Annotated in this window: 12 protein-coding genes and 1 pseudogene; 7 read left to right on the top strand and 6 right to left on the bottom strand. The window is 60.2% G+C overall.

The features are described from left to right. Positions 1-4 precede the first annotated feature (4 nt). Together ACZ0AI_RS00065 and rpoE are read right to left on the bottom strand one after the other, a co-directional pair. The gene (locus tag ACZ0AI_RS00065) at positions 5-604 is read right to left on the bottom strand and encodes a sigma-E factor negative regulatory protein (protein ID WP_463564017.1); all 600 of its coding nucleotides are present in this window, start codon (positions 602-604) and stop codon (positions 5-7) included. A gap of 31 nt (positions 605-635) precedes the next feature. Beyond that, a complete protein-coding gene (gene rpoE / locus ACZ0AI_RS00060) occupies positions 636-1,217 on the bottom strand; it encodes an RNA polymerase sigma factor RpoE (protein ID WP_225834308.1) in 582 nt (193 codons plus the stop codon). Between the two features lie 468 nt (positions 1,218-1,685). On the opposite strand from rpoE, the gene nadB reads away from it, so the two are divergent. Then, positions 1,686-3,302 carry an L-aspartate oxidase gene (gene nadB / locus ACZ0AI_RS00055; RefSeq protein ID WP_463564016.1) on the top strand — a complete coding sequence of 539 codons (1,617 nt, stop codon included), beginning with the start codon at positions 1,686-1,688 and terminating at the stop codon, positions 3,300-3,302. Here the strand turns inward: nadB and ACZ0AI_RS00050 are convergent. Further along, the gene (locus ACZ0AI_RS00050; RefSeq protein WP_463564015.1) at positions 3,271-3,723 is read right to left on the bottom strand and encodes a protein YgfX; all 453 of its coding nucleotides are present in this window, start codon (positions 3,721-3,723) and stop codon (positions 3,271-3,273) included. The two genes, nadB and ACZ0AI_RS00050, sit on opposite strands and share 32 nt — an antisense overlap. Continuing rightward, the gene (locus ACZ0AI_RS00045; RefSeq protein ID WP_463564014.1) at positions 3,707-3,961 is read right to left on the bottom strand and encodes an FAD assembly factor SdhE; all 255 of its coding nucleotides are present in this window, start codon (positions 3,959-3,961) and stop codon (positions 3,707-3,709) included. Before ACZ0AI_RS00045 ends, ACZ0AI_RS00050 begins: the two co-directional genes overlap by 17 nt. A 170-nt stretch (positions 3,962-4,131) precedes the next feature. Here ACZ0AI_RS00045 and ygfZ point away from each other — a divergent pair, with 170 nt between their 5' ends. Next, positions 4,132-5,073 (top strand): CAF17-like 4Fe-4S cluster assembly/insertion protein YgfZ, encoded by a 942-nt coding sequence (gene ygfZ / locus ACZ0AI_RS00040; protein ID WP_463564013.1) that lies wholly within the window; start codon positions 4,132-4,134, stop codon positions 5,071-5,073. Between the two features lie 48 nt (positions 5,074-5,121). Then, the gene (locus tag ACZ0AI_RS00035; protein ID WP_463564012.1) at positions 5,122-5,958 is read left to right on the top strand and encodes an HDOD domain-containing protein; all 837 of its coding nucleotides are present in this window, start codon (positions 5,122-5,124) and stop codon (positions 5,956-5,958) included. Positions 5,959-5,997: 39 nt separating this feature from the next. Here ACZ0AI_RS00035 and ACZ0AI_RS00030 read toward each other — a convergent pair whose 3' ends face one another. After that, the gene (locus ACZ0AI_RS00030) at positions 5,998-7,389 is read right to left on the bottom strand and encodes a sensor histidine kinase (protein WP_463564011.1); all 1,392 of its coding nucleotides are present in this window, start codon (positions 7,387-7,389) and stop codon (positions 5,998-6,000) included. Beyond that, positions 7,382-8,053, bottom strand: a pseudogene (locus tag ACZ0AI_RS00025) (response regulator). The gene ACZ0AI_RS00030 and the pseudogene ACZ0AI_RS00025 overlap by 8 nt, the downstream one beginning before the upstream one ends. 235 nt (positions 8,054-8,288) lie before the next feature. Between ACZ0AI_RS00025 and ACZ0AI_RS00020 the strand changes: the two are divergent. The 4 genes from ACZ0AI_RS00020 to ACZ0AI_RS00005 form a co-directional block, all read left to right on the top strand. After that, on the top strand, positions 8,289-9,554 hold the full coding sequence (locus tag ACZ0AI_RS00020; protein WP_463564009.1) for an OprD family porin: 1,266 nt from the start codon (positions 8,289-8,291) through the stop codon (positions 9,552-9,554). A gap of 26 nt (positions 9,555-9,580) precedes the next feature. After that, positions 9,581-10,564, top strand: a complete 984-nt coding sequence (locus ACZ0AI_RS00015) for a Bug family tripartite tricarboxylate transporter substrate binding protein (protein ID WP_463564008.1) — start codon at positions 9,581-9,583, stop codon at positions 10,562-10,564. Positions 10,565-10,655: 91 nt separating this feature from the next. Then, positions 10,656-11,114 (top strand): tripartite tricarboxylate transporter TctB family protein, encoded by a 459-nt coding sequence (locus ACZ0AI_RS00010; RefSeq protein ID WP_463564007.1) that lies wholly within the window; start codon positions 10,656-10,658, stop codon positions 11,112-11,114. Between the two features lie 3 nt (positions 11,115-11,117). Next, a partial coding sequence (locus tag ACZ0AI_RS00005; protein ID WP_463569914.1) for a tripartite tricarboxylate transporter permease occupies positions 11,118-12,475 on the top strand: 1,358 nt, incomplete at its 3' end.

Raw genomic sequence — 12,475 nt, 5'->3', positions numbered from 1 at the left:
CTTCTTAGCGCTCTTCTACACTCGCAGACCGGGCAAACGGCAGTGCATTTTCGGTAGCACCAGGAGCAGACTGCTGAGCATGCTGACGCAGGTACTCAGGAACACGCTGCTCATGCCAGCCTTCGCCTTCTGCAGACACAGTTTCAACGCTCGGCTGCTGATCCGAGGTGTTGAAACCCGCCAGAATAGCCGGGCCTTGAACCTGTGGCAGAGCAATGGATGGCTGAGTCTGCTGCTGAGCCAGCTGGGCTCCGGCAACATCATCTTGGTTGTAGAAGCGCACACCGGCCAGCACTGCGACGGTTACGGTAGCAGCTACAGCTACGCGTCCAAGGCTACGCCAAGGGCCACGCACAACTTTATCCTGCTGCTGTTGTGCAACTGGCGCCACATCATCTTCCAGGGCAGCGGAAACGGCTGCGGCGATATCGAGCCGAGGCACAAGCAGATCCTTGTGCATCACGGCGCGAGCTACTTGGTAGCGCGACCAGGTAGCACGCAATTCGGCATCATCGCTCGCACCGAGCACACGCCGAAGTTCAAGTTCATCCGCTTCGTTATCCATCACCGCGGACAGCGATTCCTGCAGGGCTTCACGACTCATAGCGGTTCCTCTCTTGGCTGTCGCCGCTGTCTCAGGTTTCCTGCAACAGCGGCTGCAGGGACTTGTCGATGGCCTCACGCGCTCGGAAGATTCGCGAACGCACGGTGCCAACAGGACACTGCATGACGCTCGCAATGTCTTCATAACTCAGACCATCAAATTCACGTAACGTTAGCGCCGTTCGTAAATCTTCTGGCAGCTGCTGGATGCTCCGATGCACGGTGGCTTCGATTTCATCCCTCAGCAGGGCTCTTTCGGGGGATTCGATGTCCTTCAGGGCATGATCACCATCGTAGAACTCTGCGTCTTCTGCACTTACATCGTTGTCTGGCGGCCGGCGGCCGCGTGACACCAGATGGTTCTTCGCCGTGTTAATGGCGATGCGGTACAGCCATGTATAGAACGCACTGTCACCGCGAAAGTTTCCCAGCGCCCGATATGCTTTTACGAAAGCTTCTTGGGCTACATCCTGAGCTTCATGGGTGTCGTGCACGAACCGCACGATCAACCCGAGAATCTTGTGCTGGTATTTCAGCACCAACAGATCAAACGCACGCTTGTCACCACGCTGAACGCGCTCGACCAGCTGCTGATCCTCTTCCTGGGTTAGCATGAACACTCCTCGTTAAGTCCGTAGGAGGTCAGCGTCTGCCAGAGAATCGGTCTGCAAAAATAGACTCGAGCCATGTGCAAAAGTTCTCCCCCTCCGAACAAGCTTCCCGCAAAACATTTTGGTTTTGCACGAAACAACGCACCAGGGCATGCCCCTGCTGCGTGAATAGTCTTAGATCGCCTGACTTACTGAAATGAATCCCGCTGACGCGACCTTCATTCTCCCAGCACACCAGACATAATCCCTCTCCGGGGCGACTCGCTATAGAACCTTGATGACCAAAAAAGTTCATCCCGGTTACAGCAGAGCATATGAAGCTCCAGCACCACGTACGGCGGACAACCTTGAGCAGGCACATCGCCAGCCATCCACGATACACCTTCTGCCCAAGACAACCCACCCGACTGGCTATTGTGCCGTTGCCCCCCTCTATATACTAGTGGGCGGCATCCAGCGGATATTCGAATAATGAGCCAACACTTCCAGCACGACGTCCTGGTCATCGGCAGCGGCGCCGCCGGTCTGACCCTGGCCTTGACGCTCCCTGAGCACCTGAGCATTGCCGTGCTGAGCAAAGGCGAGTTGGCCAACGGCTCGACCTATTGGGCTCAAGGTGGCGTGGCAGCCGTACTGGACGATAGCGACACCATCGATTCTCACGTAGATGACACACTAAATGCTGGCGGAGGCCTGTGCCGTGAAGACGCAGTGCGCTTCACCGTGGAGCACAGCCGTGAAGCCATTCAATGGTTGATCGACCAAGGGGTGCCCTTCACCCGCGACGATGAGCATGACCGCGAAGATGGCGGCTTCGAGTTCCACCTGACCCGTGAAGGTGGCCATAGTCATCGACGAATCATCCACGCTGCCGATGCCACCGGCGCTGCCATCTTCAATACCCTGCTTGAGCGCACGCGCCAGCGCAGCAATGTCGAACTGCTCGAGCAGCGCGTAGCCGTGGATCTGATCACCGAGCGCAAGCTAGGTCGAGACGGGCAACGCTGCCTGGGCGCCTACGTACTGGATCGGCGTAGTGGCGAGGTTGATACCCATCATGCTCGCTTCGTGATTCTCGCCACCGGCGGTGCGGCCAAAGTCTATCTCTATACCAGCAACCCGGACGGCGCCTGCGGTGACGGTATCGCCATGGCCTGGCGTGCCGGCTGCCGGGTCGGCAATCTGGAATTCAACCAGTTCCACCCGACCTGTCTGTATCACCCGCAGGCCAAGAGCTTTCTGGTCACCGAAGCCCTGCGTGGCGAAGGCGCCCTCCTGCGCTTGCCCAACGGTGAACGCTTCATGCCGCGCTTCGACACCCGCGAGGAACTGGCGCCACGCGACATCGTTGCCCGCGCCATCGACCATGAGATGAAGCGCCTGGGTATCGACTGCGTCTATCTGGATATCAGCCACAAGCCGGCCGACTTCGTCAAAAGTCACTTCCCTACCGTCTATCTGCGCTGCCTGGAATTCGGCATCGACATCACCCAGCAACCAATCCCCGTAGTCCCTGCGGCGCACTACACCTGCGGCGGCGTGCTCGTCGATCAAGCGGGACGGAGCGACTTGCCCGGTCTTTATGCCATTGGCGAAACCAGCTTCACCGGGCTGCACGGCGCCAACCGAATGGCCAGCAACTCACTGCTCGAATGCTTCGTCTACGCCCGTTCAGCAGCCGCCGACATCGTCGCCAACCTGGATCAGGTACCGATGCCGACGGGTTTGCCATCCTGGGACGCCAGCCAGGTCACCGATTCGGACGAAGACGTGATCATCGCCCATAACTGGGATGAGCTACGGCGCTCCATGTGGGACTACGTCGGTATCGTGCGCACCACCAAGCGCCTGCAGCGCGCCCAGCATCGCGTGCGCCTGCTGCTCGACGAGATTGACGAGTTCTACAGTAACTACAAGGTCAGCCGGGATCTGATCGAGCTGCGCAATCTGGCGCAGGTGGCCGAACTGATGATTCTTTCGGCGATGGAACGCAAAGAATCACGGGGCCTGCATTACACCCTGGACTACCCAGAGCTGCTGCCAGTGGCTCAAGACACTATTCTGCGACCCGCCAGCGCTGACGACTGAACTTCAGGCGCACACGCAATCGCCGATGTGCGTCACGGGGCATTGCATCTGCAGGAAGACAAAGGCTGCGCACGCGGTACTGACCAGGAAGGCGCAAGCGGACGATCACCAGCCACGGCAGCACCACACTATCAGGCAATAGAGTGACCGGCAGCCAGTCACCGCCCTCACGACGCACCTGCCAACCGTCGTCGTCATGACGCAGCCCGCGAAAGGGGTCAGAACCACTGAGTAGCACATGCCGAGGCATCGCACAGGCGGCATGGGCACAACACATCAATACGCCACAGATCCGCGCCCAGAACGGAATGTCGACCAAGAGTAGCGTGAGCAAGGCCAGTGTTTGAGCGCAAAGATAAACTTCCAGCAACCGTCGCGACGGTTGCCAGTGGCATTCGAAGCGCTTATTTGGGCTGGACACGATCCAGAATCATGCGAACGATGTAGCGCAAATCCGCGTCTTCGGGTTCGCCGCGCTGCATAAACCAGCCGAACATGTCCTGATCCTCACACTCGAGCAGCTTGCAGTAACGGGCGCGGTCTTGCTCATTCAGGTTGGGGTACACCTCCCGAACGAAGGGCACCAGCAGCACATCCAGCTCCAGCATGCCGCGCCGGCTATGCCAGAAGAGGCGATTAAGTTCAGTGGCATCGACCATGGGGCTGCTCCTGGAAAAGGGCCGGCAGTATAACAACAGCTACACGTCACAGCAGCGTCAACACCTGGTATTAGCGATCCTTTGAGCCTGCTACGCGTTTGCCTGTAGCTTGCTGCTCGTCGCTGCTCTTATCATGGCAGCCTCATTCTCTGCCTGCGATTCCCTCGACCATGGCCGATAGCGCTTTCTTCTGCACACTCACCCATGAAGGCATCCTCGCCGTGCGCGGCCCCGATGCCGGGAAATTCCTGCAGGGTCAGATCACCTGCAACATCAGCTACCTGGGCACCAGCGGCTCGAGCCTGGGCGCTCGCTGCACGCCCAAAGGGCGGATGCTCTCCAGTTTCCGCATCGTCAGCGTAGTCGAAGGGTTTCTGCTGGCCATGGATCGTGACTTGCTGGAAGCGCAGCTCGCTGACTTGCAAAAATACGTGGTGTTTTCCAAAGCCAAGCTCGGCGATGAAAGCGAGACCTGGGTTCGTTTCGGGCTGAGCGGTGGCGAAGGCGCGCTGCAGGCACTCGGCCTGGAGCTGGCAGCAGAAGCGGACAGTGTTGCCAGCACCGAGAGCCTGCTGGCCATCCGCCTGAGCGATGGCCGCGCAGAACTCTGGACGCCAGCCGAGCAGGCAGAAAGCATTCGCCTGCAACTGAGCGAACAACTGCCCCAAGGAACGCTCAACGACTGGCTGCTGGCACAGATTCGCGCCGGCATCGGCCAGGTGACCGGTGCAACCCGCGAGCTGTTCATCCCACAGATGATCAACCTGCAGGCAGTCGGCGGCGTCAGTTTCAAGAAGGGTTGCTACACCGGGCAGGAAATCGTTGCGCGCATGCAGTACCTGGGCAAACTCAAGCGGCGTCTCTATCGCCTGACCTCAGCCGCTGACCAGGCACCTCAACCTGGCACCGAACTGTTCTCGCCCGTACACCGCAGTGCAGTGGGCGAGGTGGTACTGGCTGCGCCCAGCGCCAATGGCGTGGAGCTGCTGGCCGTACTGCAGGAGGACGCGGCAAAGGATGGCAACATCCATCTTGGCACACCGGAAGGCCTGCCGCTTGACCTGCTCGACCTGCCGTACACGCTGGATAGCAACCGCGAAATCCAACGCTGACGTACACTGCATTCTGTCCGCGACCACAACGCCATCAACGAGAATTTCATGAGCAAACTCGCCGAGAAAGTCCAGCTGGATCTGATCAGGGCCATCGACAATGATGAGCTGGTTCTGCCAACCCTGCCCGAGGTCGCCCTGAAGGTTCGCGAGGCTGCGGAAGATCCGAACGTCGGCATCCCGGAGCTGAGCAAGGTCATCGGTAACGATGCGGCGCTCACCGCACGTATCATCAAGGTGGTGAACAGCCCGTTGCTGCGCACTAATCGCGAAATCACCGACCTGCAGATGGCGATCGGCCGCCTCGGCATCAACTACACCTGCAACCTGGCCACCGGCCTGGCGATGGAGCAGATGTTCCAGGCCACCACCGATGTGGTCGATCGCAAGATGCGCGAAGTGTGGAACAAGAGCACCGAGATCGCCGGCATCTGCCACGTACTGAGCCGCCATTACACTCGCCTGATGCCGGATCAGGCGACCCTCGCCGGACTGGTGCATCAGATTGGTGTGCTGCCGATCCTCACCTATGCGGAAGAGCATAGCGAGCTACTGGCAGACTCGATCAGCCTCAACCACGTGATCGAGCAGATTCATCCGATCATTGGCGACAAGATCCTGCGTACCTGGGAGTTTCCGGAAATGATCGCCTGCGTGCCTAGCCAGCACCTGAACTTCAGCCGCGACAGCGCGAAGGTCGACTACGTCGATATTGTCCAGGTGGCTACCTTGCAGAGCTACCTCGGCACACCACACCCCTACACGCAACTCGACTGGAATCAGGTACCGGCGTTCGCCAAACTGGGCCTCAAGCCGGACACGGATCTGCACGCGGACGAAGATCTTTCCGCAGCGATGGATGCTGCAATGACCATGCTGCAGTAGCGGCCACGGGGCGAGCCTCTACTCGCCCCGGCTCAAGGATCAATCCGCTTCGCTATGGAACGCCACACGAACTAGCAAGCCCTGAGGGCTGGCCTGATGCAGGCTAATGTCAGCACGGTGCGCACGACATATCTCACCGACGATAGCCAAACCAAGCCCTGCGCCCAAGCCATGTACCTGACGCCGATAGAAACGCTCAAAGACCCGCTCCCGATCCTCTTCAGGAATCCCCGGCCCATCATCCTCGACCTCTAGCACGCCAGGCCTCAGCACCCGCAAAATCACGTTGCCGCCTGCTTCGGTATAGGCCATGGCATTGTCGACCAGGTTGCACAGCAACTCGTTGAGCAGCGTCGGTTCGCCACGAATCCATACAGGCTGCTCGGCCTCCAATGCCAGGGCGACACCGCGCGAATGCGCCAACGGCGCCAGTGCCATGCCCAGTTCACGAGCCAGTTGGCTGAGATCCAGACGCAGCGCGCCACCCTCGGCGATTGCGCGCGCACCGCTTTCGATGCGCGCCAATGACAGCAACTGGTTGGCCAGATGGGTAAGGCGGTCGGCATTCAGCGCTGCGTCCTCTAGGGTAGCGTGCCAAACCTCCGGTTCGCGATCACGCAGGCCGAGCTCTACGCGGGCCTTGAGTGCCGCCAATGGCGTGCGCAACTCGTGAGAAGCGTCAGCGATGAACTGCGACTGACGTTCGAACAGCCCGTGCAGACGGCCATTGAACTGATTCAGCGCATTGACCAACGGAAGCAGCTCTCGAGGCAGATCGTTATCGGGTAACGGGCGCAGATCGTCGCTGCTCCGTGCCGCCACCGTACGCCGTAGACTCTCAAGCGGACGCAGGCCGACACTGACCGCCAACCAGACCAGCAGCAGCGCACTCAGAGACAGTAACCCCATGCGCCATAGCGTGCCGAATAGCAAATCGCGGGTCATGCGCTCGCGGGCACCCAGGGTTTCCGCTACACGAATCTCAGCCATTCCGCTGTACCCAGGCTCGCTAACCGGCTGCAGAAAGCTGACCAGACGCACACCCTGACCGCGGTAATCGCCATCGTAGAACTTGGCCAAAGCAGGGTAATCGTTGGTTCGCAGGGTGTCTGGCGGTGCTTCTGGCAGATCCTCATAGCCCGACACTTGCTCACCGTTGGGGCCCAGAACCTGATAGTAGATACGCCCAGCGCTGTCATAAGCGAACGTGTCGAGAGCGATATAAGGCACATTGGCGCTCAGCATGCCTTCCACGGCATAGAGGCCGTCGGAAATCGCTCGTGCGGAGGCCAGTAAAGTACGGTCATAGGCCGTATCTGCAGCATGCCGAGCGCTCCAATAAGCCGTCAGGCTGCTGACTAGCAGGATTACCGTGAACAACACGGCAAGCCGCCGGATCAGCCTCCCACGAAGACTGCCCTGTTTATCCACCCGTAGCTTCCAGCAGGTAACCGAGACCACGGAAGGTGACGATGCGTACCGCACCGCCCTCGAGCTTCTTGCGCAGGCGATGAACGTAGATCTCGATGGAGTCGGCGCTGGCGTCCTCATCCAGACCGAATACCTGGGATGCCAACTGCTCCTTGCTCATGACCCGCCCCGGCCGGGCGATCATCGCTTCGAGCACGGCCTGTTCACGGGATGTCAGGTTGAGGCTTTCTTCCAGCAAGGTGAAACGTCGGGTATCGAGGTCATAGACCAGATCACCACAGCGCAACTGCTGCTCACCACCGAGCATGCTGCGCCGCAGCAGGGCTTTGACCCGCGCCTCCAGCTCACTCAGCTCGAACGGCTTGGCCAGGTAATCGTCAGCACCCAGATTGAGCCCGTGCACCCGATCCTTGACCTCGCCACGGGCGGTGAGCATCAGCACCGGCACGGTCTTGCCTCGCGCTCGCAGGCGTGTCAGCACTTCGAAACCGTCCATTCGCGGCAGCCCCACGTCGAGGATCGCCAAAGCGTATTCCTCGCTGCTCAGCGCCAGATCCGCAGCCACGCCATCATGCAGAACATCCACGGTTCAGCCGGCACTCTTGAGCGCCTGGGTAACGCTCGCCGCCAACTGCGGATGATCCTCGACCAGCAGAATTCGCACTGCAACCTCCACACCGAACCATGACTGACCGCCATGCCTGGCAAGAGTTTACCGTTAGCGCGCGAACTTGGCAGTTACGGCGTGCGATGACGGCGCATATGCAACAACTTTCGCCCTTGAAAGGTTGGTGAAAGGTTGGGCTTCTAGGATCACCGCAGGGTGGCCAGATCCGCCCATAGAACGATCTGCACAGTGGTGTGCAATCGTGACAAAAATAACAATGGAGTTACCACACATGCCGACTGCCTCGCGCCAGGCTATCTCGTCCTTGAGTCTGCTCAGCCTCGCTCTACCAACCGCACTGCTCGCCCCGATGGCTCACGCCGCCTTCATCGAAGACAGCTCCGCCAGCTTGACCACCACCAATATCTACCTGAACCGTGATTTCCGCGAAGGCACCGGCCAGAACAAGCGCGAAGAATGGGGTCAGGGCTTCCTGCTCGACCTGCGCTCCGGATTCACCGAAGGCACTGTCGGTTTTGGTGTCGACGCGATGGGCATGCTGGGCGTCAAACTGGACTCTGGCGGTGGCCGCACCGGCACCGACCTGCTTCCGGTTCAGGACGACGGCGGTACGCCGGATGAATTCTCCCGCCTGGGCCTGACAGCCAAGGTCAAGGTCTCCGAAACCGAGCTGCGCTATGGCTCGCACATTCCCGAACTGCCCGTGGTCAAGGCCAGCGACAGCCGCCTGCTGCCGCAAGTGTTCGAGGGTGGCCTGCTGACCTCCTCGGAGCTGGACGGCCTGACCTTCACTGGTGGGCGCCTGGACAAGGTCATCGACCGCGCATCCACCAATTCCGAAGACTTGGTGCTCAACGCCAAAAACGGGCGCTATGCCGGCAACATAAAGGCCGATCACCTCGACCTCGCCGGCCTCGATTATGCCTTCAGCAAAGAGATCACCGGGCGCTACTACTTCGCTGACCTGGATGACATCTACCGCCAGCACTTCTTCGGGCTGCAGACCAAACATGCACTGGGCGCTGGCGTACTCTCCAGCGACCTGCGCCTGACCATCAGCAATGACAGCGGCGCGGCCAATGCCGGCAAGATCGATAACCGTGCCCTCAACGGTATGGTCAGTTATGCCATCAGTGGCCACAAGTTCGGCCTGGGCTACCAGGACATGAGCGGCGACACTGGTTTTGCCTACATAGATGGTAGCGACCCGTTCCTGGTCAACTTCGTGCAGATCAACGACTTCGCCAACGCCGACGAGCGATCCTGGCAAGCCCGCTACGATTTCGACTTCGCCAAGGTCGGTATTCCAGGCCTGAGCTTCATGACCCGCTACATAAGTGGTGACGACGCCAAAATCGCCGGCAGCGACCAGACCGGCGGCGAGTGGGAGCGCGACATTGAATTCAAATACGTGGTGCAGAGCGGCGCCCTGAAAGATGTCTACGTGCGCCTGCGCAATGCCAGCTTCCGCTCCGACTTCGCCCGCGATGCGGACGAAAACCGAATCATCGTCGGCTACACACTGCCGATTTGGTAACTCACAATAAGAAAGAGGGATCCTGAATGAAAACCGCCTTCACCCGTATAGCCCTGACAGCAGCCTGCATGGCCTTCGCCGCCCCCCTGTTGGCCGATGAACCTCGCCGCCCCGAGTGCATCGCACCGGCAGCACCTGGCGGTGGCTTCGACCTCACCTGCAAACTGGCGCAAAGCGCCCTGGTAGAAAGCAAGCTGCTGAAGTCGCCGATGCGTGTTACCTACATGCCTGGTGGCGTAGGTGCAGTGGCCTACAACGCAGTGGTCGCCCAGCGCCCTGCCGATGCCGGCACCATCACGGCATTCTCCAGCGGTTCGCTGCTCAACCTGGCCCAGGGCAAGTTCGGTCGTTTCGACGAGAACGCCGTGAAGTGGCTGGCCGGTATCGGCACCAGCTACGGTGCACTGGCGGTACGTAATGACTCTCCGTACAAGACCCTGGACGACCTGGTCAAGGCGCTCAAGGACAACCCGGGCAAAGTCGTCATTGGCTCCGGCGGTACCGTCGGCAGCCAGGACTGGATGCAGACCGCACTGATCGCCCGCGCTGCCGGCATCGACCCGCGTGAACTGCGCTACGTGGCGATGGAAGGCGGTGGTGAGCTGGCCACTGCATTGCTCGGTGGTCACATTCAGGTGGCCAGTACCGACATTGCCGACTCCGTTCCACACATCGAAAGCGGCGACATGCGCATTCTCGCGGTGTTCTCCGAAGAGCGCCTCCCCGGTGACGTAGTGGCCAGCATCCCGACTGCCAAAGAGCAAGGCTACGAAGTGGTCTGGCCGGTAATTCGCGGCTTCTACCTGGGCCCGAAAGTCAGCGATGAAGCCTATGCTTGGTGGAAGAACTCCTTCGACCAACTGCTCGCTTCCGAGGACTTCGCCAAGCTGCGTGAAGATCGCCAGTTGTATCCGTTCGCCATGACCGGCGAAGAACTCGACGGCTACGTGAAGAAGCAGGTTGCTCAGTACAAGGAACTCGCCCAGGAATTCGGCCTGATCCAGCAGTAACACGGCAACGCTAACCACACACGACTCTTGTCATCCTCTGGGCATTGCCCAGGGGGTGCTTTTGCCATTGTCAAAAAACAAGGATCTCCTCATGTCACAACGCATCTTCGGCGTGGTGTTGCTATTCGCCTGTGCAGGGCTGGGCATCGTCGCCTGGGGCTATCACGCGCCCTTTTCTTACGAGCCGGTCGGCCCACGCGCCTATCCCCTGTTGCTGCTGATCCTCCTGGGGCTCGGCGCCATCTATCTGCTGGTCAAGAAGCCATCCAGCAGCGCGTCGCACAGCGATGAGCCGCCGCTCGACAAGCACGTGATCCGCAAGGTGGTTGGCTGCGTGGCGATCTTCACCCTCTACGCCGCGCTGTTCGAGCCACTTGGTTTCATTCCGGCCAGCCTGATGTTCGGCATCGCCATGGCCCGTCTCTACGAGGGCACGTGGATGACCAGCCTGATCTCCGGTGTGGTGTTGTCGATCGGCCTGTTCTTGCTGTTCGACAAGATTCTCGACGTTCCCCTGCCGCTGGGCATTCTGTCCTCTCTGGAGATCTGATCCGTGGATACATTTAGCTACCTGGGTCAGGGCTTCGGCGTCGCCCTCAGCCCTTACAACCTGTTCACTGCTCTGTGCGGCACGCTGATCGGCACCGTTGTCGGCCTGCTGCCGGGCCTGGGCCCGATCAACGGCGTGGCGCTGCTGATCCCCATCGCCTTCGCTCTCGGTCTGCCGCCGGAAACCGCGCTGATCCTGCTCGCGGCCGTGTACCTGGGCTGCGAATACGGCGGCCGTATTTCCTCGATTCTGCTGAACATTCCGGGCGAAGCATCGGCCGTAATGACCACTCTCGACGGTTACCCACTGGCGCGCCAGGGTAAAGCCGGTATCGCTCTGTCGATCTCCGCCTGGAGCTCCTTCGTCGGCGGCCTGATGGCCACCTGCGGCGTAGTCATATTTGCCCCACTACTGGCCAAATGGGCAGTGGCATTCGGCCCTGCGGAATATTTCGTGCTGATGGTATTCGCCATCGTCTGCCTGGCTGGCATGGCCGGCAACAAACCGATGAAGACCGCGATCGCCGCCTGCATCGGCTTGCTGCTGTCCTGTGTCGGTATCGACTCCAACAGCGGCGTGTATCGCTTCACCTTCGGCAGCCTCGGCCTGGCCGACGGTATTCAATTCGTGGTGCTGGTCTTGGGTCTGTTCTCGGTCAGTGAAATTCTCGTCTTGCTCGAGCGTACTCACCATGGCCAGAAGGCTATCGAAGCCAAGGGCCGTATGCTGTTCAACATGAAGGAAGGCCTGTCGGTACTGGCCACCAACCTGCGCAGCGGGGCGGTGGGATTCTTCCTCGGCATTCTGCCGGGCGCCGGTGCGACCCTGGCCAGTGCCGTGGCGTACATGAGCGAGAAGCGCCTGGCCACCAAAGATAACAAGTTCGGCGACGGTGACCTGCGTGGCCTGGCAGCTCCGGAAACCGCCAACAGCGCTTCGGCGTGCGGTTCCATGGTGCCAATGCTGACCCTCGGCGTGCCCGGCTCCGGCACCACCGCGGTGATGCTCGGCGCCCTGACGCTGTACAACATCACCCCTGGCCCGCTGCTGTTCCGCGACCAACCAGACATCGTCTGGGGCCTGATCGCCTCGCTGTTCGTCGCCAACATCATGCTGATCGTGATGAACGTGCCGATGATCAAGATCTTCACCAAGATCCTCGCCGTGCCGTACTGGGCATTGGTGCCGGCCATCGCCATCATCACCTCGATCGGCGTTTACGCCGTGCACGCCACAGCGTTCGATCTGTACCTGATGATCGGAATCGGCGTCGCCGGCTACATCCTGCGCAAGATGGATTTTCCGCTCTCGGCGATTCTGCTCGGCTTCATTCTTGGCGGCCTGATGGAGCAGAACCTGCG

This window comes from Pseudomonas sp. AC355 (assembly GCF_979258205.1).
Note: the sequence above shows the minus strand (reverse complement) of the source record. Positions and strands in the feature narration are given on the sequence as shown.